At 69.0% G+C, this 23,780-nt stretch carries 18 protein-coding genes; all 18 read left to right on the top strand.

All coding sequences use genetic code 11. The features are described 5' to 3' along the window. Positions 1 to 33 precede the first annotated feature (33 nt). The 18 genes from IB228_RS05555 to IB228_RS05640 all read left to right on the top strand — a co-directional run bounded on the left by IB228_RS05555 (position 34) and on the right by IB228_RS05640 (position 23,777). Positions 34 to 1,227, top strand: a complete 1,194-nt coding sequence (locus IB228_RS05555; protein ID WP_192197789.1) for a PLP-dependent aminotransferase family protein — start codon at positions 34 to 36, stop codon at positions 1,225 to 1,227. Between the two features lie 146 nt (positions 1,228 to 1,373). Beyond that, positions 1,374 to 2,093 carry a 4-hydroxy-tetrahydrodipicolinate reductase gene (gene dapB, locus IB228_RS05560; protein WP_192197866.1) on the top strand — a complete coding sequence of 240 codons (720 nt, stop codon included), beginning with the start codon at positions 1,374 to 1,376 and terminating at the stop codon, positions 2,091 to 2,093. Positions 2,094 to 2,467: 374 nt separating this feature from the next. After that, positions 2,468 to 4,102 (top strand): TldD/PmbA family protein, encoded by a 1,635-nt coding sequence (locus IB228_RS05565; protein ID WP_183641586.1) that lies wholly within the window; start codon positions 2,468 to 2,470, stop codon positions 4,100 to 4,102. Between the two features lie 97 nt (positions 4,103 to 4,199). After that, positions 4,200 to 5,534: a TldD/PmbA family protein gene (locus IB228_RS05570; RefSeq protein ID WP_192197790.1), complete on the top strand. Its 1,335-nt coding sequence runs from the start codon at positions 4,200 to 4,202 to the stop codon at positions 5,532 to 5,534. Between the two features lie 190 nt (positions 5,535 to 5,724). Then, positions 5,725 to 6,429 carry a DUF4159 domain-containing protein gene (locus IB228_RS05575; protein WP_183641581.1) on the top strand — a complete coding sequence of 235 codons (705 nt, stop codon included), beginning with the start codon at positions 5,725 to 5,727 and terminating at the stop codon, positions 6,427 to 6,429. A gap of 61 nt (positions 6,430 to 6,490) precedes the next feature. After that, complete coding sequence (locus tag IB228_RS05580; RefSeq protein ID WP_192197791.1) at positions 6,491 to 7,486, top strand: MoxR family ATPase; 996 nt, start codon at positions 6,491 to 6,493, stop codon at positions 7,484 to 7,486. Positions 7,487 to 7,499: 13 nt separating this feature from the next. Beyond that, positions 7,500 to 8,396, top strand: coding sequence for a DUF58 domain-containing protein (locus IB228_RS05585; protein WP_192197792.1), 897 nt, complete (start codon positions 7,500 to 7,502; stop codon positions 8,394 to 8,396). Next, entirely contained in the window at positions 8,393 to 9,556 is a 1,164-nt protein-coding gene (locus tag IB228_RS05590) for a BatA domain-containing protein (protein WP_192197793.1), read from the top strand. The genes IB228_RS05585 and IB228_RS05590 overlap by 4 nt, the downstream gene beginning before the upstream one ends. Further along, entirely contained in the window at positions 9,553 to 11,700 is a 2,148-nt protein-coding gene (locus IB228_RS05595; RefSeq protein WP_183641573.1) for a DUF4175 domain-containing protein, read from the top strand. The genes IB228_RS05590 and IB228_RS05595 overlap by 4 nt, the downstream gene beginning before the upstream one ends. Further along, positions 11,697 to 13,550 (top strand): carboxypeptidase regulatory-like domain-containing protein, encoded by a 1,854-nt coding sequence (locus IB228_RS05600; RefSeq protein ID WP_183641571.1) that lies wholly within the window; start codon positions 11,697 to 11,699, stop codon positions 13,548 to 13,550. Before IB228_RS05595 ends, IB228_RS05600 begins: the two co-directional genes overlap by 4 nt. 240 nt (positions 13,551 to 13,790) lie before the next feature. Beyond that, positions 13,791 to 14,918 (top strand): glutamine-hydrolyzing carbamoyl-phosphate synthase small subunit, encoded by a 1,128-nt coding sequence (gene carA / locus IB228_RS05605; protein WP_183641569.1) that lies wholly within the window; start codon positions 13,791 to 13,793, stop codon positions 14,916 to 14,918. Then, on the top strand, positions 14,915 to 15,526 hold the full coding sequence (locus IB228_RS05610; RefSeq protein WP_183641559.1) for a hypothetical protein: 612 nt from the start codon (positions 14,915 to 14,917) through the stop codon (positions 15,524 to 15,526). Before carA ends, IB228_RS05610 begins: the two co-directional genes overlap by 4 nt. Positions 15,527 to 15,530: 4 nt before the next feature. Further along, entirely contained in the window at positions 15,531 to 18,773 is a 3,243-nt protein-coding gene (gene carB / locus IB228_RS05615; RefSeq protein ID WP_183641557.1) for a carbamoyl-phosphate synthase large subunit, read from the top strand. Between the two features lie 8 nt (positions 18,774 to 18,781). After that, positions 18,782 to 19,246 (top strand): transcription elongation factor GreA, encoded by a 465-nt coding sequence (gene greA / locus IB228_RS05620; protein ID WP_181444083.1) that lies wholly within the window; start codon positions 18,782 to 18,784, stop codon positions 19,244 to 19,246. 8 nt (positions 19,247 to 19,254) lie between these two features. Continuing rightward, a complete protein-coding gene (locus IB228_RS05625) occupies positions 19,255 to 20,199 on the top strand; it encodes a phosphoglycerate mutase (RefSeq protein WP_183641549.1) in 945 nt (314 codons plus the stop codon). Beyond that, positions 20,196 to 21,920: a single-stranded-DNA-specific exonuclease RecJ gene (gene recJ, locus IB228_RS05630; protein ID WP_192197794.1), complete on the top strand. Its 1,725-nt coding sequence runs from the start codon at positions 20,196 to 20,198 to the stop codon at positions 21,918 to 21,920. The genes IB228_RS05625 and recJ overlap by 4 nt, the downstream gene beginning before the upstream one ends. Before the next feature lie 37 nt (positions 21,921 to 21,957). Next, complete coding sequence (locus tag IB228_RS05635; protein ID WP_192197795.1) at positions 21,958 to 22,839, top strand: LytTR family DNA-binding domain-containing protein; 882 nt, start codon at positions 21,958 to 21,960, stop codon at positions 22,837 to 22,839. Positions 22,840 to 23,081: 242 nt separating this feature from the next. Further along, the gene (locus tag IB228_RS05640; protein WP_225562226.1) at positions 23,082 to 23,777 is read left to right on the top strand and encodes a response regulator transcription factor; all 696 of its coding nucleotides are present in this window, start codon (positions 23,082 to 23,084) and stop codon (positions 23,775 to 23,777) included. Positions 23,778 to 23,780: the final 3 nt, after the last annotated feature.

Raw genomic sequence — 23,780 nt, forward strand, 5'->3', positions numbered from 1 at the left:
GGCACGCGCCGATATCCCCGTTACACTGCGCCGATGAACAGCCATTTCACCCTGTCCCGCCGTGCGCAGGCGCTGACCAGTTCGGCGATCCGCGAAATCCTCAAGGTCACCGAACGTCCGGAAGTCATTTCCTTCGCGGGCGGATTGCCGTCGCCGGCCACGTTTCCGATCGCGCGCATGCAGGAGGCCACCGACAAGGTGTTCGCCGAGGCGCCGCAGGCCGCGTTGCAGTACGGACCGACCGAAGGCTTCACTCCGCTGCGCGAATGGGTGGCCGCGCGCCACAGTCGCGATGGCGTGACCGTCCGCCCCGGCCAGGTGCTGATCACCACCGGTTCGCAACAGGGCCTGGATCTGCTGGGCAAGGTGCTGATCGACGAGGGCAGCAAGGTGCTGGTGGAAACGCCCAGCTATCTCGGCGCGCTGCAGGCGTTCTCGCTGTTCCAGCCGGCGTTCTCGCCGATGCGCAGCGACGACGAGGGCATCGTGGTGGATGCGCTGGACGAGGCGCAACTGCGCGGCGGCCGCTTCATGTACTGCCTGCCGAATTTCCAGAACCCGACCGGCCGGCGCCTGCCGCTGGAACGCCGGCGCGCGCTGATCGCGCGTGCCCGCGCCGCCGGTGTGCTGGTGGTCGAGGATGACCCGTACGGCGAGCTGAGTTACCGGGGCGAACAGTTGCCCAGCCTGCTGTCGATGGATCCGGACAACGTGGTCTACATGGGGTCGTTCTCCAAGGTGCTGGCGCCGGGCCTGCGGCTGGGCTATCTGATCGCGCCCGAACCGCTGCACGCCAAGCTGGTGCAGGCCAAGCAGGCGGCGGATCTGCATACCCCGTCGTTCTCGCAGCGGATCGTGTTCGAGGCGGTGCAGGGCGGGTTCCTGGATCGCCACATTCCCGAGATCCGCAAGCTCTACGGCGATCAGTGCGAACTGATGCTGTCCGCGTTGCAGCGCCATTTCCCCGCCGAGGCGAAATGGAACCGCCCGGCCGGCGGCATGTTCATCTGGGTCACGCTGCCGGAAGGCGTAGACGCCGGCGCGCTGCTGGCCCGGGCGATCGAACAGAATGTCGCATTCGTGCCGGGCGCGCCGTTCTTCGCGGTCGATCCGCAACCGAACACCCTGCGGCTGTCGTTCGTGACCGTGTCGGCCGAGAAGATCGAGCAGGGCATGGCGCGGCTGGGCACCCTGGTGCGCGAGGAAATCGCTGCCGCGGTGGCGTGAAGGCAACCCTCCGCCAATCTTGTAGGAGCGACGTGAGTCGCGATACCCAGGAAGTCCTGGCGGCCCGTTCGCGACTCACGTCGCTCCCACAAGGAAAGCAGGCCGCCATCTTCGCCCATGGGGCCGGCTCGGCTACCATGCCGGGCATGGAAACCACGCCCACCCGCATCCTCATCCACGGCGCCTCCGGGCGCATGGGCCAGGCCCTGTTGCGCCTGGCCGCCGAACAGCCGCAGCGGTTGCAGGTGGTCGCGGCGGTGATGCGCAAATCGCCCGCGCAGCGGGTGGTGGAAGGCGTGCCGTATTTCGCCGCCAGTGAGCTGGGCGGCGTGCCGGCGTTCGACGTGGCCATCGATTTCAGCCTGCCCGAGGGTTTCGACCCGGTGCTGGCGCTGTGCGTGCAGCGCGGCGCGGCGCTGGTGTCCGGCACCACCGGTCTGGACGAGGCGCAGCGGCAAGCGCTGGCGCAGGCGGCCGGCCGGATCCCGCTGGTGTGGGCCTCCAACTTCAGCCTGGGCGTGGCGGTGCTGACCGAACTTGTCGAACGCGCCGCCGCCGCGCTGGGCGGTTGGGATTGCGACGTGGTCGAGTCCCACCACGTCCACAAGAAGGACGCGCCCTCGGGCACCGCGCTGACGCTGGGCGAGGCGGCCGGTTCGACCGGCGCACCGGTGCATTACGCCAGCCTGCGTGCCGGCGACATCGTCGGCGAGCATCTGGTGCAGTTCACCGGCCTGGGTGAACGCATCGAACTGGTCCACCGTGCCACCAACCGAGACATCTTCGCGCGCGGTGCCCTGCATGTGGCCGGGCGCCTGGCCGGCCGCGCAGCCGGTCAATATCGCGTCCGCGATCTGCTCGACTGAGCCTTTGCCCGCATGAGCGAGCCATCCGCCTGCGGGGACGGGCGTGGCGCGCGTGGAAACGAAACCGGGAAGCGGAGTCGCTTTCGCATCGCCGACCGCGCGCTCCGCCGCTCGCGGGTGCGATGAACCATGCGTGCCGCTTGCGTCCACGGACGCGGGCGGACGCTGCGATGCGAAGCCGGGACCACCTCGCCGCGGCGGCCGAGGGAATTGCGCCGGAAGGCATCGCTTCTATGCCGAAAGTCATTTGACGGACCATTCAGCCACCGGCAAGAATCCGGCACGCACCCGCCACATCGCAATTCCGCTTCGTCCCGCTTCATTCCGTTCCGTTCCAGCTCCGCGCTGCGGGGCTCATCGCTGGAGAGCAAGCCTTGCGCAGACGTGACTTCCTGGCCTACAGCGGCCTCAGCCTCGGCGGCCTGATGCTGCCGGCCTACTTCGGCAAGGCCATCGCCGCCGAGGAATTGCAGACCTCCCTCGATGTCGGCCTGAAGAAGCGCCTGGCCGACACCGCCATGACCGCGGCCAAGGAGGCGGGCGCCAGCTACTGCGACGTGCGCATCGGACGCTACCTGCGCCAATTCGTGATCACCCGCGAGGACAAGGTGCAGAACGTGGTCAACACCGAGTCCACCGGTGTCGGCATCCGCGTGATCGCCAACGGCGCCTGGGGTTTCGCCGCCACCCACGAGCTGACCGCGCAGGGCGTGGCGAAGGCCGCGCAGCAGGCCGCCGCGATCGCCAAGGCCAACAGCAAGGTGCAGGGCAAGCCGGTGCAACTGGCGGCCACGCCGGGCGTGGGCGAGGTGGCGTGGAAGACGCCTATCCGCAAGAACGCGATGGCGGTACCGATCAAGGACAAGGCGGATCTGCTGCTGGGCGTCAACGCCGCCGCGATCAACGCCGGCGCGGATTTCGTCAACTCGATGCTGTTCCTGGTCAACGAACAGAAGTACTTCGCCAGCACCGATGGTTCCTACATCGACCAGGACATCCACCGCATCTGGGTGCCGATGACCGTCACCGCCATCGACAAGGCCAGCGGCAAGTTCCGCACCCGCGACGGTCTGTCCGCGCCGATGGGCATGGGCTTCGAATACCTGGACGGCGACGCCTCCGGCAAGGTGACCTCGCCAAACGGCGTGGTCAACTACGGCCTGTCCTACGACATGAAGGAAGACGCCATCGCCGCGGCCAGGCAGGCGCGCGCCAAGCTCAAGGCGCCTTCGGTGAAGCCCGGCAAGTACGATCTGGTGCTGGATCCCTCGCATACCTGGCTGACCATCCACGAATCGGTCGGCCACCCGCTGGAGCTGGACCGCGTGCTGGGCTACGAGGCCAACTACGCCGGCACCAGCTTCGCCACCCTGGACAAGCGCGAGGCGGCGTTCCAGTACGGCAGCGACAAGGTCACCCTCTTCGCCGACAAGGTCCAGCCCGGCAGCCTGGGCGCGGTGGGCTACGACGACGAAGGCGTGAAGACCAAGCGCTGGAACCTGATCACCGACGGCAAGCTGGTCGACTACCAGACCATCCGCGATCAGGCGCACATCCTCGGCAAGACCGAATCGGACGGCTGCTGCTATGCCGACTCCTGGTCGAGCGTGCAGTTCCAGCGCATGGCCAATGTCTCGCTGCAGCCGGGCAAGCAGAAGCTGAGCGTGGCGGACATGATCAAGGATGTCGAGAACGGCATTTACATCATCGGCGACGGTTCGTTCTCCATCGACCAGCAGCGCTACAACGCGCAGTTCGGCGGCCAGCTGTTCTACGAAATCAAGAACGGCAAGATCACCCAGCAGATCGAGGACGTGGCCTACCAGATCCGCACGCCGGAGTTCTGGAACGCCTGCGCGGCGGTGTGCGACGAAAGCGATTACCGCCTGGGCGGTTCGTTCTTCGACGGCAAGGGCCAGCCCGGACAGGTGTCGGCGGTCTCGCACGGTTCCTCCACCGCGCGTTTCAACGGCATCAACGTGATCAATACCGCCCGCAGCCTGGGTTGAGGTGTGGAGCCGGGCTTGCCCGGCTCCGCCGAACCCCGAGGTCCCCGACAGCGAAAGGCAGCGGAGCGCGCTCCGCTCTACGAGAGAATCCCAGAACATGAGCATCCTTACCGAAGCGCAGGCCAAGGCCATCCTGGACAAGGTCATCGCGCTATCCAAGGCCGACGAGTGCACGGCAAGCCTGAGCGGCAGCATCAGCGGCAACATCCGCTTCGCGCTCAACGACGTGTCCACCAGCGGCATCGTCAGCAACGCCGATCTGGCGGTGCAGGTGGCGTTCGGCAAGCGCGTGGGCGTGGCGACCATCAACGAGTTCGACGACGCCGCACTGGAACGCGTGGTCCGCCGTGCCGAGGATCTGGCCCGGCTGGCGCCGGAGAACCCCGAGTTCATGCCGGCCATCGACAAGCAGACCTACCAGGCCAGTCCCACCTTCAGTGAATCCACCGCCGCCATCACCCCGGAGTTCCGTGCCGAGGTGGCCAAGGCGTCCATCGATCCCTGCAAGGCGGAGAAGTTGATCGCCGCCGGTTTCCTTGAGGACGGCCAGAGCTTCGTCGCCTTCGCCAACAGCAAGGGCAACTTCGGCTACCAGCGCGCCACCAGCTTCGACTACACCTGCACCGTGCGCACCGAGGACGGACGCGGGTCCGGCTGGGTCGGCCGCAACCTGAAGGACGCCAATGCGTTCAAGGCCGACAGCGACATCCGCACCGCCATGCGCAAGGCCAGCGAATCGGCCGATGCCAAGGCGCTGGAGCCGGGCAAGTACACCGTGATCCTGGAACCGGCCGCGGCCGCGGGCCTGATCTCCTTCATGATGAATTTCTTCGATGCGCGCCAGGCCGACGAGGGCCGCAGCTTCCTGTCCAAGAAAGGCGGCGGCAACAAGCTGGGCGAGCAGGTCTACGACCCGCGGGTGAACCTGACCGCCGATCCCTGGCATCCGGACGCGCCGGTGCTGCCGTGGGATGGCGAGAACCTGCCGCGCGAGAAGATGGCGATCGTCGAGAACGGCAAGATCGCCAACCTGGACTATTCGCGCTTCTGGGCGCAGAAGCAGGGCAAGCGCGCGGTCGGCTCGCCCGGCAACCTGCTGATGGCCGGCGGCGACAAGTCCACGGCCGAACTGGTGAAGAGCACCCAGAAGGGCATCCTGGTCACCCGCACCTGGTACATCCGCCTGGTCGACCCGCAGACCGTGCTGCTGACCGGACTGACCCGCGACGGCACCTTCTACATCGAGAACGGCGAGATCAAGTACCCGGTGAAGAATTTCCGCTTCAACGAGTCGCCGGTGATCATGCTCAACAACATCGAGGAACTCGGCAAACCGGTGCGCGTGGCCGGCGACGAATCCTCGTTCGTGATGATGATCCCGCCGATGAAGCTGCGCGACTTCACCTTCACCTCGCTGTCCGACGCGGTTTGAACCGTTCGCGTCCTCTCCCGGTGGCGGGAGGGGGCCGCGCGGGCGGGGAGGCGTCTTCCCGCGACAGGCCGGCGTCCGCAATTCCGTATCGTTCCGAGATGCCCGTGCCGTCGATGGATTCCGCCTTGTCCCCGCCGCGCCTCCCGCTTGTGCGTGAAGGCACGGCGGCATGGGCGACGGGGGCGCGGGCATGACCCGCGCCGAGTTCCTGCGCCTGATGGCCGGCGGCCTCGCCGGTGCGCTGCTCGGCGCTTCGCCCCGCGCGGCACGGGCGGCACCCGTCTACGATTTCTGGTTCACCCGCCTGCGCTATGACTCCGGCGACTGGGACGTGGATCAGCGCATGCCGGCCAACCTGATCACGTCGCTGATCGACTACACCCAGTTGCGGGTGGATCCGAAGGAACACGTGCTGGCGCTGTCCGATCCCCGGGTGCTGTCGGCACCGTTCTGCTACCTGGCCGGGCACAAGCTGGTCGAATTCAATCCCGCCGAGCGGCGCAACTTCGAGCGCTACGTGCGCAACGGCGGCTTTGTATTCGTGGACGACTGCAACCACGACATCGATGGCCTGTTCGCCAAGTCGTTCGAGGCGCAGATGGCCTCGATCTTCGGGGCCAAGGCGATGAAGAAGCTGCCGAACCAACATCCCCTGTACCGCAGCTTCTTCACCTTCGACGGTCCCCCGGCCACCGGCTTCGAACTCAATGGCTGGGGCGACGATCTGGTCCACGAGTACCTGCAGGGCATCGAAATCAATGGCCGCCTGGGCGTGCTCTACAGCAACAAGGACTATGGTTGCGAATGGGACTACGACTGGCGCAACAAGCGGTTCCTGGCCGAGGACAACACCAGATTCGCGGTCAATATCGTCATGTACGCGCTGAACTCATGAACCGGACCTTCGCCACCGCGCGGTCGTGGTCCTGCCGCCTCTCTTCTCCACGGGATTTCCGATGAGCGAACTTTCCGAAACCGACATCCGGGCGCAACTGGATCGGCTGGCCTCCCTGCGCGACGCCATCGGCCGCGCCATCGTCGGCCAGGAAGCCGTGGTCGAGCAGCTGTTGATCGGCCTGCTGGCCGGCGGCCACTGCCTGCTGGAAGGCGTGCCGGGATTGGGCAAGACCTTGCTGGTGAGGACCCTGGGGCAGGCGCTGGAACTGCAGTTCCGGCGCGTGCAGTTCACTCCCGATCTGATGCCCAGCGACATCCTCGGCACCGAACTGCTGGAGGAGGAACACGGCACCGGCCATCGTCGCTTCCGTTTCCAGCCCGGTCCGGTGTTCACGAACCTGCTGCTGGCCGACGAACTCAACCGCACCCCGCCCAAGACCCAGGCCGCGCTGCTGGAAGCGATGCAGGAACGCACCGTCAGCTATGCCGGCGTCACCCACGCGCTGCCGACGCCGTTCTTCGTGCTCGCGACCCAGAATCCGCTGGAGCAGGCCGGCACCTATCCGCTGCCCGAAGCGCAGTTGGACCGCTTCCTGCTGCACATCCGGGTGGACTATCCCAGCGAGCAGGAGGAGCACGACATCCTGCTGCAGACCACCGGCAGCCAGTTGGGCGAGGTGCCGCGGGTGATGCAGGGCGCGGACGTGCTGATGCTGCAGCGGTACGTGCGCCAGGTCCACCTGGGCGAGGACCTGCTGCGCTGGATCACCCGGCTGGTGCGCGCGAGCCGTCCCGCCGATGGCGTGCCGGAGGAAGTGCGCAAGTACATCAAATGGGGCGCCGGTCCGCGCGCCGGGCAGTCGCTGGTGCTGGCCGCCAAGGCGCGGGCGCTGCTGCACGGGCGCCTGGCCGCGACCCGCGAGGACGTCGCCGCGCTGGCCGCGCCGGTGATGCGCCATCGCCTGCTGTTGTCGTTCGCCGCCGAAGCCGAGCAGAAGAGCGCCGACGACGTGATTGCCGCGCTGCTGCGTGACGTGCCGCTGGCACGGTCCTGACCGTCCACCTCCGATGTCGTACGACCCGATCCCGCCCGACGTACGGAGCCGCCTGAAGGATCTGCGGCTGACCTCGCGTCGCGCGATCGGCGGGCAGGGCATCGGCCTGCATCGCAGCCGCAGCCGCGGGGCGGGGCTGGAGTTCGCCCAGTACCGCGCCTACGAGCCGGGCGACGAACCGCGCCAGATCGACTGGAAACTGTACGCGCGTTCGGATCGCTTCTTCGTGCGCGAGGCCGAACGCGAAAGCCCGCTGGCGCTGTGGATCCTCATCGACGCCAGTGCCTCGATGGCGCAGGCGGACGGCGCGAATCCCGGCTGGTCGCGGTTGCATGCGGCCAAGGCGCTGGCGGCCTGCCTGGGCGAACTGGCGCTGCGGCAAGGCGACCGGTTCGGACTGGTGGCCTTGCGTGCGGACGGGCTGCGGCTGGTCGCGCCGGCCACCGGCATCCGCCAGCGCGATCGCCTGCTGCTGGAACTGCACGGCCTGGCCGCGCAGGGGGCGTTTCCCGAGCCGGAACAGCTCACCCCGCTGTGGGAGCGCGTCGGCGCCGGTGATTTGGTGGTGCTGCTGGGCGATTGCTTCGACGAGGCCAGCGTGGCCATCGCCGAGCGCCTGGCGGCGGCGCGGCGCGAGGTGCTGGTGATCACCCTGCTCACCGTGGAGGAGCGCGATTTTCCGTTCACCGGCGGCCACCGTTTCCGGGATCCGGAAACCGGCGAGGAACTGCTGGGCGATGGCGCGGCGATGCGCGCCGACTATCTGGCGCGTTTTACCGGAGCCCAGCGCGCGCTCAAGGCGCGCCTGGATGCCAGCGGCATCCGCCATGCCGAGCACTTCCTGGATCAGCCACTGGATCTGCCGCTGCGACGGCTGTTCGGCGCGCGTGACGCGGCGGAATACGCATGAGCCTGGCGTTGCTGCTGCCCGCCGCGCTGGCTGCCCTCGGCGCGCTGCTGCTGCCGCTGCTGGTTCATCTGGCGCGGCGCAGCGAACAGCGTCCGACCGATTTCGCCGCGCTGCGCTGGCTGCGCCAGAAGCCGCGCCCACGCCATCGCATCCGCTTCGACGAACGCGGGTTGCTGCTCCTGCGCCTGCTGCTGCTGGCCCTGCTCGCGCTGTGGCTGGCGCGGCCGGTCCTGCAAGGCATCCATGGCGGAACACCGTGGGTCGTGGTGTCGCCGGAGGTGGACGCGAGCGTCGCGCGCCAGTGGGGCGGAACGGATTCGGAATCGCGTTGGCTGGCGCCGGGATTTCCACCCCTGGATTCGCCCGCGCCGGCTTCGCCGGCACCCACCGCCAGCCTGCTGCGCGAACTGGATGCGGATCTGCCGCCGGAGGTCGCGCTGACGGTGGTGATGCCCGCCTGGTTCGATGGCGCGGACGGTGAGCGCCCGCGGCTGTCGCGCGCCGTCGACTGGCGCGAGCTGCCGCGTTTGCCGCCATCGGCGTTCCAGCGCGGCGCGACCGAGCCGCCCGTTCTGTCCGTGCGTCATGCGCCAGCTCGGCAGGACGCGCTGCGCTACCTGCGCGCGGCGATCGAGAGCTGGAGTGGCGGAACCGCGATCGCGACCCGAATCTCGGTGGCGGATACCGGGCAGCCATTGGCCGGCGATGCACGTGCATTGATCTGGCTGGCGCCGGGCGAGGTTCCCCCGGCGATTCGCCGATGGATCGCTGCGGGCGGCACGGCATTGCTGGATGCACAGGCACGGATCGGCGATGTCGGCGCGATGACGCCCTACTGGACCGACGAAACCGGCGCGACGATCGTCGAGGGTGGCGCGCTGGGGCAGGGACGCGTACTGCGCTTCACCCGTCCGTTGCAGCCTTCGGTCATGCCGCAACTGCTGGAACCGGTGTTTCCGGCGCGGCTGCGCGAACTGTTCGCCGAGCCGATGCCGGCGCCTGCGCGGGTGGCCGCGCGTGACTACGCACCGCTGTCCGGCGCGGCGGCCTATCCGCAAGCGCCCCGCGATCTGCAGCCCTGGCTGACGATGTTGATAGCGCTGTTGCTGGTACTGGAACGTGGCTGGGCGACCTCGCGCAGGCGGAGCGCCGCGCCATGAGTTCAGCCGTGCTGCCAGGTCTGCTGGCCACCGCGCGACGGCGCGCGGTCCTCGATACCGCACTGGCCGGGTTGCCGTGGCTGGCGGTGGCGATGCTGTCGGGCTGGCGATGCGGTGGCGCCAGCGTGGTGCTGATCGCCGGCGTGGCTGGCGCGGTGTTGCTGGCGACGATGGCCGCCTGGCGCGCGCGCCGGTTCGATGCGCATTGGCTGGTGGAACGGCTGGACGCGCGCGGCGAGATGGAGGACAGCAGCGATCTGCTGTTCGCCGAACCGGCGCGGCTGAATCCGTTGCAGCGCTTGCAGCGCGCGCGCTTGCAACCGCGCCTGGCCTCGGTGCCCGCGTCCGCACTGCGGCCTGCCTGGTCGCGGCGCTGGCTGATCGCGGGCTGGGCCGGTGGCCTGCTGGCGGCCACGCTGCTGCTGGCGTGGCCGACGCCGAAGCCGACGCAGGCCAGGCTCGCGCCCAGTGACGAACAAGTGCCGGTGGTCGCCGGCGTCCCGCGCCTGGTCGGACAGCAGCTGCGCATCGTCCCGCCCGCCTATACACGGCAAACCGCACGCGACGAAGCCCGCCTGGACACCCGCGCGCCGGCCGGTTCCCGCCTGACCTGGACGCTGCGCTTCGCCCCGCAGCCGGCCGCGGCCGAACTGGTTTTCCATCAGGGCCGGCGCATCGCGCTGACCCGCGACGGCGATCTCTGGACCGCTAGCATGACCCTGGACCAGTCGGTGCTGTACCGGGTGTTGCCGCAGGGCGTGCCCGCGCAGCCCGCACCTCGCCTGCATCGCATCGACGCCATTGCCGATCGCCCGCCGCAGATCACGGTGCTGGCGCCGGATCGCGGCCTCAGCCTGCTGGCGCCGGGACAGCGTCGCTGGCCGCTGTCCTTCGAGGTGAAGGACGACCATGGCGTCGCCGCGCAGGCGCAGTTGCGGGTGACCCTGGCGCAGGGCAGCGGCGAGAACATCCAGTTCCGCGAACGCACGCGGGTCGTGGCCGGCAAGGGCGCCGCGACCGCGCGGCGCTTCGACATCGCGCTGGATCTGGCGGAGGCGGGTTTCGCGGTCGGTGACGATCTGATCGTCCAGCTGACGGTGGCGGACAACCGCCAGCCACGGCCGCAGTCCGCGCGCAGTCCCGGCCTGATCCTGCGCTGGCCCGCCGATGCGGGCAACGAGAGCGGCGCGCTGGAAGGGATGGTCAAGAAGGTGCTGCCGGCCTACTTCCGCAGCCAGCGCCAGATCATCCTCGACGCCGAGGCCCTGCAGAAGGACAAGCGCCGGCTCGCCGCGGATCGCTTCCTGCGGCGTTCGGACGAAATCGGCGTGGACCAGCGCATCCTGCGACTGCGTTACGGCCAGTTCCTGGGCGAGGAGGCCGAAGGCGAGCCCGAGCCGCCGCCGACCAACGACGCCGAAGAAACGCATCACGACGACGACGGCCACGATCATGGCGACACCGCATCCGCACCCGTTTCCGCGGAGGCACCGCAAGGCATGGGCCGGGAACAGGACGTGCTGGCCGAATACGGCCATACCCACGATCACGCCGAAGCGGCGACCCTGCTGGATCCCGAAACCCGCGCGACGCTGAAGCAGGCGCTGGACCAGATGTGGCAATCGGAGCTGCACCTGCGCCAGGGACGTCCGGATCAGGCGCTGCCGTTCGCCTACAAGGCGCTGGGCTACATCAAGGAAGTGCAGCAGGCCAGTCGCATCTACCTGGCGCGGGTGGGACCGGAACTGCCGCCCATCGACGAAAGCCGCCGGCTCACCGGCAAGCGCGACGGACTGGCGCGCCGCGAACTCGCCATCGCGCCGGCGGCGACGGGCGACGCGGTGCCCGCCGCTGCATGGAAGGCGCTGGAAGAGGCCGCGGAGGGAACAAAAGGCGCCGCGCCGGATCTCGACGCGCTGCAACGTTGGCTGCGCGACAACGAAACCCGCGTGGCCGATCCGCTGTCGCTGTTCGCCGCCATCGACGCGGTGCGCGGCGATCCGGCCTGCCTGGCCTGCCGCCAGCGCCTGCGCGAACGGTTGTGGCCGGTGCTGGCGCGTCCGCCGGCACAGGTGCAACGCCGTGCCACCGATGCCGCCGGCGAACGCTACCTGGATGGGTTGCGACGGGAGCGGGCGCCATGACCCCGGCCATGCTGCTGGCGGGTTTGCTCGCGCTCGCCGCCGTGCTCGCCATCGCGCGCCTGTTCTGGTGGCAGCGGCGTGCGTCCGAACCCGCGCGCCGCTGGCGTCTGCTGGTGCTGTTGCTGGCGCAGCCGGTTTACGCGCTGCTGCTGTACTTCGCGCTGATGCCGCCAACGGTTCCAGGCCAGCGCGGCACCCTGACCGTGCTCACCGCCGGTGCGCAGGCACCGCGCACCGCGCGCGTTCTGGGCGATGGGGTGATCGCACTCCCTGAAGCGCCCGCCACGCCGGATGCGGAAAGGGTACCGGATCTGGCCACCGCGCTGCGGCGGTATCCGGGCATGCGACAACTCCATGTCGTCGGCGCCGGCCTGGAACCGCGAGATCTCGAAGCCGCACGCGACTACAGCCTGCGCTTCGCCGCCACGCCGTTGCCGCGCGGGCTGGTCCGCCTGGACGCGCTGGCGCAGGTTGCGCCCGGCGCCGCATTCGTCGTCACCGGCCGCGTGCACGCGCTGGAGGGCGGGGTGGTGGAACTGCTGGATCCGGCCGGCCGCCGGGTGGATGCGGCGACGCCGTCGGCGACAGGTGACTTCAGCGTCGGCGGCACCGCGCGCGCGCCGGGACAAGTGGGGTTCCGCCTGCGGTTGTCCGATCGATCGCGCCGTGCGGTGGAGACCGTGGAGGTGCCGATCCGGGTGGCGGGCGAACCGCCGCCACGCGTGCTGGTGCTGGCCGCCGCGCCCAATCCCGAACTGAAATACCTGCGTCGCTGGATGGTCGATGCGGGGATGACGCCGCACGTCCAGATCCAGGTCGGCGCGGGCATGCAACTGGGCGATGCGCCGCTCGCGTTGAACGCCGCCACCTTCGAACGCTTCGACCTGCTGGTGCTCGACGATCGCAGCTGGGCCACGCTGGGTGATGGGTCGCGCACGGCGCTGGTGACCGCCGTGCGCGCAGGATTGGGCGTGCTGCTGCGGGTGGAAGGACCGTTGTCGGACGGCTCCCGCCGGCAACTGCGGGCACTGGGCCTGGCGGTGTCCGGAGGCGGCGACGGCAACGAAGTCCGACTGGTGGTTCCCGAACGCGATGACGACGGCCTGCGCGCACGCCAGGGCGCCGGCAGCCGGGACACGCCGGTCGATACCGACGCCATCGGCGCGCCGGCATTGAGCCGGCGCAATCTGCGCGATGACAGCGCCGACGCGGTCTCCCTGGTGCGTGACGCCGCGGGAAAATCGCTGGCGAGCTGGCGGGCGGAGGGACGCGGCCGGATCGGCGTGTGGCCCCTGACCGACACCTACCGGTTGACGCTCGCCGGCCGCGACGATCTGCACGCGGAACTGTGGAGCGGAACCTTCGCCACCCTGGCGCGCGCGCGCGGTGGCGCCGCACCGGTGTTCGAACAGGATGCACGCGCCGGTCAGCGCGTGCGCGTGTGCGGCATCACCGGCCAGGCGCGGGTGATCGCGCCCGATGGTGCCGTCGCGACCCTGTTGCCGGATCCCGCCGGTGGTGCGGCGGGCTGTGCCGGCTATTGGCCCACGCGCGGGGGATGGCATCGGCTCCGCATGGGCGAGGCGGAATGGCCGTTCGCGGTCCGCGCGCCCGGCGAGGCGCCTGGTTTGCGGGCGATGGCATTGCGCGAGGCCACCCTGCGGCTGGTCGGTGACCGGCCCGCGCGCGTGGCGGCCACCGGCGGCGTGCCGGAGCGGCGCGGCAGCGCCTGGCCGTGGTGGCTGGGGTGGCTGTGTTTCGCCGGCGTGCTGTGGTGGTTCGAGCGCTCGCGCCTGGGGCGTCCGGTGCCGGCCGGGACGTCGCGAGCGGACGGCGCGGAGGCGCCCTGACGCAGGAAACGCGGTCCCCGTGAAAGCGGCCTTTCCCGCGCGCCCGCAGACTGAACAGCGGGCGCGCCGCCGGCGGACGGCGTGTGGATCGGTCAAAAAACTGTAGCGCGGGCGGGGGCTCGCCCGTATAATTCCCGCTCGCCTGTTACCTACCGCCCCGGACCGGAAAAACGCCGAGTCCGCGGTTTCTTGCAGCCGCAAGTCGGAGGGGCAGGGTTCCTCCACCCCAAGGCGAACCCCGTGACTCAACCCGCAATCCTCGTACTCGAAGACGGCACCGTATTCGAGGGCGAATCCGTAGGCGCAGACGGCCTTTCCGTTGGCGAAGTGGTGTTCAACACCGCGATGACCGGTTACCAGGAAATCCTGACCGACCCGTCCTACGCCCGCCAGCTGGTCACCCTGACCTATCCCCACATCGGCAACACCGGCTGCACCGACCAGGACGACGAAGCGCGCCAGGTCTGGGGCGCCGGCCTGATCGTGCGCGACGTACCGCGCCGGCCCAGCAGCTGGCGCAGCCAGGTGGCGCTGCCGGAGTGGCTGATCGCCCGCGGCATCGTCGCCATCGCCGGCATCGACACCCGCAAGCTCACCCGCATCCTGCGCGACCGCGGCGCCCAGAACGGCGCGCTGATGGCCGGCGCGGACGTGGACGTGGACAAGGCGCTGGAAGCGGCGCGCAAGTTCCCCGGCCTGAAGGGCATGGATCTGGCCAAGGTGGTGTCCACCACCGAACGCTACGCCTGGAAGGACGGCCAGCTGGATCTGGATCGCGGCGAGTTCGTCCACGCCGAACCGAAGTTCAAGGTCGTGGCCTATGACTTCGGCGTCAAGCACAACATCCTGCGCATGCTGGCCGAACGCGGCTGCGAGGTGACGGTGGTGCCGGCGCAGACGTCGGCCACCGACGCGCTGGCGCTGAATCCGGATGGCATCTTCCTGTCCAACGGCCCCGGCGACCCGGAACCCTGCGATTACGCGATTGCCGCCATCCGCGAGTTCGTGGCGAAGAAAATCCCGACTTTCGGCATCTGCCTGGGCCATCAGCTGCTGGCGCTGGCCGCCGGCGCCAAGACCCTCAAGATGGGCCACGGCCACCACGGCGCCAATCATCCGGTGCAGGACCTGGATTCCGGCCGGGTGATGATCACCTCGCAGAACCACGGCTTCGCGGTCGACGAGTCCAGCCTGCCGGCCAACGTGCGGGTCATCCACCGCTCGCTGTTCGATGGCACCAACCAGGGCATCGAATTGACCGACGCGCCGGCGTTTTCCTTCCAGGGCCACCCGGAAGCCTCGCCCGGCCCGCATGACGTCTCGCCGCTGTTCGACCGCTTCGTCGCCAGCATGGAACGCGCGGCGTGAGCCGTGTGCGGCTGCGTCTCCTGCTGGCCGCGGGATTGCTGGCCAGCGCCGGCACCGCCGCGGCCGCGCCGGCCACGGTCGATGCCGTGGCCCGCGAGCGGATGACCGAGTATCTGGTCGACATGTTCCCGATCCATCGCATCTTCGCCCAGTTGATGGAAAAGGATCCGAAGGCGCTGGAGACGGAACTGGATGGCAAGCAGCGCGCCTGCTTCAGCCAGCAGGTCGCCCGGCCGGCGTTCGTGGCCCGCAAGCGGCGCGCCGTCGATGCCTACGCCGACCAGGCGCCGGACGAGTTCCAGGCCGCGCTGAAGCTGCTGGACGAAGGCGCCGGCGACACGATGAAGGAACTGGGTGGATTTTCCATCGACAACGCGCTGGCCGGGGAAGGGCAGGGATTCGACCCGAGCAGCATGCCGCCGGATCGGCTCGTGTCCTTCATGACCTTCGCCTACGGTTCGCAGTACCGCCGCCTGCGCGAGCTGTCCGGCTACGGTGAATTCACCGATCAGGATGAGGACCAGCCCTCGGCCAGCGATGCCCAACTGGCGGCGATGGCCACCGAAATCTCCGATGCCTGCGGCATCCCCCCGAAATTCTTCGAGTAAGCCCATGCCCAAGCGCACCGACATAAAGACCATCCTCATCATCGGCGCCGGCCCGATCGTCATCGGCCAGGCGTGCGAGTTCGACTATTCCGGCGCCCAGGCCTGCAAGGCGCTGCGCGAGGAGGGTTACCGGGTGGTGCTGGTCAACAGCAACCCCGCCACCATCATGACCGACCCGGAAATGGCCGATGCGGTCTACATCGAGCCGATCAACTGGCAGACGGTCGAGAAGATCATCGCCAAGGAAAAGCCCGACGCGCTGCTGCCGACCATGGGCGGGCAGACCGCGCTGAACTGCGCGCTGGACCTGGCCGACCACGGGGTGCTGGAAAAGTACGGCGTCGAACTGATTGGCGCGTCGCGCGAAGCCATCCGCATGGCCGAGGACCGCGAGCTGTTCCGCGTGGCGATGGGTGAAATCGGCCTGGAGTGCCCGCGCGCCGCGGTTGCCCACACCCTGGAAGAAGCGATCGAGATCCAGGCCCGCGTCGGCTACCCGACCATCATCCGCCCCAGCTTCACCCTGGGCGGCAGCGGCGGCGGCATTGCCTACAACCGCGAGGAACTGATCGACATCGTCACCCGTGGCCTGGAACTGTCGCCGACCACCGAAGTGCTGGTCGAGGAATCGGTGCTGGGCTGGAAGGAATTCGAGATGGAAGTGGTCCGCGACACCGCGGACAACTGCATCATCGTCTGCTCCATCGAGAACCTGGATCCGATGGGCGTGCACACGGGTGATTCGATCACCGTGGCGCCGGCGCAGACCCTGACCGACAAGGAATACCAGCGCCTGCGCGATGCCTCCATCGCGGTGCTGCGCAAGATCGGCGTGGACACCGGTGGTTCCAACGTGCAGTTCGGCGTCAATGCGCAGACCGGCCGCGTGGTGGTCATCGAGATGAACCCGCGCGTGTCGCGTTCCTCGGCGCTGGCCTCCAAGGCCACCGGCTTCCCGATCGCCAAGGTCGCGGCCAAGCTGGCGGTCGGCTACACGCTGGACGAACTGAAGAACGAGATCACCGGCGGCAAGACCCCGGCCTCGTTCGAGCCGACGATCGATTACGTCGTCACCAAGATTCCGCGCTTCGCGTTCGAGAAGTTCCCGCAGGCCGATGCCCGCCTGACCACCCAGATGAAGTCGGTGGGCGAGGTGATGGCGATGGGCCGCACCTTTCAGGAATCCTTGCAGAAGGCGCTGCGCGGGCTGGAGACCGGCAAGGTGGGCCTCGACCCGACCGGCCTGGATCTGTCCAGCGAGGACGATCTGGCCCAGCTGCGCCGCGAACTGAAGTCGCCGGGCCCGGAACGCCTGTTCCATGTGGCCGACGCGTTCCGTGCCGGCATGAGCGTGGAGCAGGTCCACGCGCTGTCGTTCATCGATCCGTGGTTCCTCGACCAGATCGAGGAAATCATCGCCGACGAGAAGCAGATCGCCGCCGATGGCCTGGGCTCGCTGGACGCGCGCCGCATGCGCCGCCTGAAACGGATGGGCTTCTCCGACGCGCGCCTGGCCCAGCTGGCCGGCACCGACGAGGCCGCCGTGCGCGTGCTGCGCAAGGCGCTGGGCGTGAAGCCGGTGTACAAGCGGGTCGACTCGTGCGCGGCCGAGTTCGCCACCGGTACCGCCTACCTGTACTCCACCTACGAGGACGAGTGCGAAGCCGAGCCGACCTCGCGCGACAAGATCATGATCCTCGGCGGCGGCCCCAACCGCATCGGCCAGGGCATCGAGTTCGACTACTGCTGCGTGCACGCGGCGCTCGCCCTGCGCGAGGACGGGTACGAGACCATCATGGTCAACTGCAACCCGGAAACCGTCTCGACCGACTATGACACCTCCGACCGCCTGTACTTCGAGCCGCTGACGCTGGAAGACGTGCTGGCCATCGTCGAGCTGGAACAGCCCAAGGGCGTGATCGTCCAGTACGGCGGCCAGACCCCGCTGAAGCTGGCGCGCGCGCTGGAAGCCAACGGCGTGCCGGTCATCGGCACCTCGCCTGATTCGATCGACCTGGCCGAGGATCGCGAGCGCTTCCAGCAACTGGTCGAAAAGCTCGGCCTGAAGCAGCCGCCGAACCGCACCGCCCGCACCGACGAGCAGGCGCTGGCGCTGGCCCGCGAGATCGGCTATCCGCTGGTGGTGCGTCCGTCCTACGTGCTGGGCGGCCGGGCGATGGAAATCGTCTACGGCGAGTCCGACCTGGCGCGCTACGTGCGCGACGCGGTCAAGGTGTCCAATGACTCGCCGGTGCTGCTGGATCGCTTCCTCGACAACGCGGTCGAAGTGGACGTGGACATCATCGCCGACCGCACCGGCAAGGTGCTGATCGGCGGCGTGATGGAACATATCGAGGAAGCCGGCGTGCATTCGGGCGACTCGTCCTGCTCGCTGCCGCCGTACTCGCTGTCCGCGAAGACCCAGGACGAGCTGCGCCGGCAGGTGGTCGAGCTGGCCAAGGCATTGAACGTGGTCGGCCTGATGAACACCCAGTTCGCCATCCAGTCCAACGATGACGGCGACGACACCGTCTACCTGCTGGAAGTGAACCCGCGCGCCTCGCGCACGGTGCCGTTCGTGTCCAAGGCCACCGGCATGGCGCTGGCCAAGATCGCCGCGCGCTGCATGGCTGGTCGAACCCTGGAAGAGCAGGGCGCCACCGCCGAGATCGTGCCCGACTACTACTCGGTGAAGGAGGCGATCTTCCCGTTCGCCAAGTTCCAGGGCGTGGATCCGATTCTCGGCCCGGAAATGCGCTCCACCGGCGAGGTGATGGGCGTGGGCCGCAGCTTCGGCGCGGCGATGGCGCGCGCGCAGGAAGCCGGCGGCATCAAGGCGCCGCAGCCGGGCAAGGCGTTCGTGTCGGTGCGTGATCCGGACAAGAAGCGCGTGCTGCCGGTCGCCCAGGCGCTGGTCGAGCGCGGCTTCAGCCTGGTCGCCACCCAAGGCACGGCGGCGTGGCTGCGCGAGCACGGCTTCGCCTGCGAGCAGATCAACAAGGTGGTCGAGGGCCGTCCGCATATCGTCGACCTGATCAAGAACGGCGAGATCGTGTATATCGTCAACACCACCGAAGGGCGGCAGGCCATCGCCGACTCCTTCTCCATCCGGCGCGAGGCCCTCCAGCATCGCGTCACCTACTCGACCACGATCGCCGGCGCCCGCGCGCTGGTGCATTCGCTGGAATTCCGCGGTACGGGCCCGGTCTGGGCCCTGCAGGAACTGCACAAGGAGCTGCAAGGGTGAGAGCACCATTGACCATGAAGGGCGCGCAGCGGCTGCGCCAGGAACTGGATCTGCTGAAGACGGTGAAGCGGCCGGAAGTCATCACCGCGATCGCCGAGGCGCGCGCGCACGGCGATCTGAAGGAAAACGCCGAATACCACGCCGCGCGCGAGCAGCAGGGATTCATCGAAGGCCGCATCAAGCAGCTGGAGAGCGAGCTTTCGCACTCGGAGATCATCGACGTCACCAAGCTCAACGCCGGTTCGCGCATCGTGTTCGGCGCGACGGTGACGCTGGCCGACGTGGAGACCGACGAGGAGAAGCGCTACCAGGTCGTGGGCGACCTGGAGGCGGACATCAAGCAGGGCCTGATCGCGATCTCCTCGCCGCTGGCCCGCGCGTTGATCGGCAAGCACGAAGGTGACGCGGTCACCATCGACGCGCCGGCCGGCCAGCGCGAGTACGAAATCGTCGGCGTCAGCTACACCGACTGACCCGGGCGATGGCGACCGCCACCCTGTTGCTGCCCACCCGCGCCCGCCTGGCCGGCCAACGCCTGCCCGACGAGGTGGCGAGGGCACTGGGGCGAGCGGATCGCCAGACGCTGGACGCGGGCGAGCGGGAACAACTGCGCCGGCACTTCCGGCTGGTGCCCGATCACTGGCCGGTGGCGGCGCTGACCCGGCAATTGGATGCCGGCGATGCCGAAGGCGCCACCTGGCTGCGCGCGGATCCCGCGCGCGTGTCGCCGGACATGAATGGCGCGCGCATGCTCGCCTACGGCGAGGCATTGGCGCTGGACGCCGAGGATACCGCGCAGTTGCTGCCGGCATTGAAGCCACTGTTCGGCGATGCCGGCGTGCTGCTGGATGCGCCACAACCTTCGCGCTGGTACCTGCGCCTGCCGCCGGATGCGCGGCTGCCGGCGTTCGCGCCGATCGGCGACGTGCTCGGCGATGACCTGTTCGCGCATCTGCCCGAGGGCGACGACGGCCGCCGCTGGCGCGCGTTGCTGACCGAGGCGCAGATCGTGCTGCACAACCATCCGTGGAACGCGCGCCGCGTGGCTGCGGGCAAGGCCCCGGTGAATTCCCTGTGGTTCTGGGGCGGCGGACGCCTGCCGCAGTCGGTGGGTACCCGGTTCCGCCAGGTCAAGGGACAGGACACGCTATTGCGCGCGCTCGCGCTCGCAGCCGGCGTGACCGCCGAAGGCGAGGGCGGCGCGGTCGACGCGCTCATCGATCTGCGCCACCTGCGCCAGCCGGAGGTGTTCGCGCGCGACGCCCTGCAACCCCTGCTGGCCGCGCTGGCGCGCGGCGAACTGCTTGCGCTGGAACTGGACTTCGAGGACGGCGAGCGCTTCACCCTGCGCCGCGATCAACGCTGGCGCTTCTGGCGTCGTCCGTTGACGCGCCTGGACGGCGCGGCCGCCGGGCTGACGGCGTGACCCCTTCGCCCCGGATCCGCCGGCGGGAAGCGGTGGTCGCCGGCGAATGGCCGGCGCAGATCCTGCCCTTGCTGCGACGCGTGTACGCCGGTCGCGGTGTCAGTGCCGCCGCCGGGGCGCAGCCGCGCCTGGCGCAACTGCTGCCCCCCGATGCGCTCGGCGGCCTCGATGCCGCCGGTCGCCTGCTGCAGGCGGCCATCGACGAAGGTCGGCACATCGTGGTGGTCGGCGATTTCGATTGCGATGGCGCGACTGCGTGCGCCTTGATGGTGCGAGGTTTGCGCGCGTTGGGCGCGGCGCGGGTCACCGCGACGGTGCCCAACCGGATGGCGCATGGCTACGGCCTGTCCCCCTCGCTGGTGGACGAACTGGCGACGCTGCAACCCGAACTGCTGGTCACCGTGGATCACGGCATCGCCTGCCATGCGGGCATTGCGCGCGCGCGCGCACAGGGCTGGCAGGTGCTGGTGACCGACCACCATCTGCCCGGCGAGACGCTGCCGCCGGCCGATGCCATCGTCAATCCCAACCTGCGCGAGGACGGCTTCCCCAGCAAGGCGCTGGCCGGCGTGGGCGTGGCCTTCTACGTGCTGCTCGCGCTGCGTCGCCGTTTGCGCGAAAGCGGCCGATGGCCGCAAGGCGAACCGGACCTGACCCCGCTGCTGGATCTGGTCGCGGTCGGCACGGTGGCGGATCTGGTGCCGCTGGACAGCAACAACCGGGCCCTGGTCGGCGCCGGCCTGCGGCGCCTGCGCGGCGGGCAGGGCAGCGCGGGCCTGCACGCCCTGATCGAGGTCGCCGGCCGCGATGCCCGCCATCTGACCGCGTCCGACATCGGTTTCGCGATCGCGCCACGGCTCAACGCCGCCGGACGCCTGGAGGACATGTCGCTGGGCATCGAATGCCTGCTCTGCGATGACCCGGAGCAGGCGCGCGGGATGGCCGCCACCCTCAACGAAATCAACGCCGAGCGGCGCGGCGTCCAGCAGCAGATGGTCGACGAGGCGCAGATTGCGCTGGCGAAGCTCGCGGCGGTGGAAGCCGAACCGCCGCTGGCGCTGTGCCTGTTCGATCCCGAGTGGCATCCCGGCGTGGTCGGGCTGGTCGCCTCGCGGATCAAGGATGGCCTGCATCGCCCGGTCATCGCCTTCGCGCCGGCCGAACCTGGCGCGAGCTCATTGCGGGGCTCGGCGCGTTCGATTCCCGGCTTCCATATGCGCGACGCGCTGGCGGCGGTCGATGCGACGCATCCGGGCCTGATCGAGAAATTCGGCGGCCACGCGATGGCCGCCGGCCTGAGCCTGGCGCAGGCGAACCTGGCGGCCTTCGAGATCGCGTTCCGCGACGTCGCCACGCGCTGGCTGGACGATAGCCTGCTGCAGGCCGAATGGCTGAGCGACGGCGAACTGCTGCCGGAAGAGTTCGACCGCGTCCACGCCGAGGCGCTGCGCGACGGCGGGCCCTGGGGACAGGGCTTTCCCGAGCCGCTGTTCGACGGCGAGTTCGAGGTGATCGACTGGCGCGTGGTCGGCGCGAAACACCTGAAGTTCTCGCTGCGCCTGCCCGGGCGCGCGCAGCCGCTGGGCGCCATCCAGTTCGGCGGTTGGCGTGAACAGGCAAGACCGAGGCGCGTCCACGCCGTCTTTCAGCTCGACACCGACGACTACCAGGATCGCCGGGGAATCCAGTTGCTGGTTCGCCACTGGGTGGCGCTGCCGTAGCGGGGCGCACGGGGGCGCACGCACCTACAATGCGCCAATGGCATCTTCCTCCGACACGCTCTACCGCCGTTTCCAGCCTTGGCGCCGCAGCCTTGAAGTCGGCTTCTGGGTAATCGGCATCCTGGTCAACGTGGTCGGCAACAGCATCACCACGGTGATGGATGTCCATCGGGCCGGCTTGCGGATCGCGGACTGGGAACCGGTGGTCTGGGAAAGTTCCAGCGGCATCGTGCTGCTGGCGCTGGTGCCGGCGGTGGTCGCGTTCACCCGCCGTTTCCCGCTGCACTGGGATACCCTGCGGCGGCAGTTGCCCTGGTACCTGCTGGCCAGCGTGGTGTACTCGCTGCTGCACGTGGCGGGCATGGTCGCGCTGCGGGTGCTGGCCTATCGCTGGCAGGGCTCGGAGTACGACTTCGGTCCCTGGGCGCGCGAATTCTTCTACGAGTACCTCAAGGACATACGCACGTTCATCTGGGCGGTCGCGACCATCGAGGTCTACCGTTTCCTGCTGCGCCGCTGGCAGGGCGAGGCCAGCCTGCTCGATGTGCCCGACGAAGGCCCGCCGCTGGAGCCGGTGGAACGGCCGGAACGGTTCCTGGTCCGCAAGCTGGGCCGCGAGTTCCTGGTCGCAGCCAGCGACATCGAATGGGCGCAGGCGGCGGGCAACTACGTCAACCTGCGCGTGCGCGGCCACGACTATCCGCTGCGCAGCACCATCGCCGGCATCGAGGCCAAGCTGGACCCGGCGCGCTTTGCCCGCATCCACCGCAGTTATATCGTGAACCTGGATCAGGTGGCTTCCATCGAACCGCTGGATACCGGCGATGCGCGCATTCATCTCAAGGACGCGACCGCGTTGCCGTGCAGCCGGCGCTATCGGGCCGATCTGCGCAGCCGCACCGGAGCGGATCCCGGCTAAGCGCGCGCACCTGTGCGAAAGCAGATGCGTAGCGGGCTTTCGTTTCGCCGCATCGAGTGATGTTCACGAAACGACTGTGTGCTTGGTCAAGATTCAGCCCTGAAATCCCATCGGTTGCGCGCAGGTGTGCGGAAGCGTGCACTTTCTTCATGCATCGCGAACGAACTTTCCGCTACGGTCGATACGGGATGGCGGGACAGGGGGAATCGAAGATGGCCATGACGGCCCCGATGGAGCACGCAATGCCCTCCGTGGCCTTGCTGGAGGACGATGCGCTGTTGCGCGAGCGGATACTGTTGCCGGGACTGGCGGGGTTCGGCTTCGCGGTCACCGGCATGGATTCGGCCGCGGCGCTGCACGTGCATCTGGCGAGGCACCGCTACGACATCGCGGTACTGGACGTTGGCCTGCCCGATGCCGACGGTTTCACGGTCGCACGCGAACTGCGCGAAGCGTTTCCGCATATCGGCATCGTCATGTTGACCGGGCGCGCCGAGACCCTGGATCGCGTGCGCGGCCTCAGCCAGGGGGCGGACGCGTACCTGGCCAAACCCGTGGAAGTGGAATTGCTGGCCGCCACCCTGTACAGCCTGCTGCGGCGCCTGCAGGGTGTGGCGCCGGTGCGGGCGGCCGCGCCGGCCGTACGTGGGGCTTGGCAACTGGACGAGGGTGGTTGGTGCCTGCTGTCGCCTGCCGGAGGAACGGTCGCGTTGACCCGCACCGAACGCCGGGTGGTGGAGCGCCTGACCGCCGCGCCGGGCCAACTCGTCACCCGTGATCAACTGGTGGCCGCGCTGACCGACAACGTCTACGATTTCGACCCGCACCGACTGGATTCCCTGATCTATCGATTGCGCCGCAAGGTCGCCAACATCTGCGGTGAACCACTGCCACTCAACGCCGTGCACGGCGAGGGCTACGTGCTGGTGGCGCACTGAAAC

This window comes from Pseudoxanthomonas sp. PXM04 (genome assembly GCF_014851695.1).
Classification (GTDB): Bacteria; Pseudomonadota; Gammaproteobacteria; order Xanthomonadales; family Xanthomonadaceae; genus Pseudoxanthomonas_A; species Pseudoxanthomonas_A beigongshangi.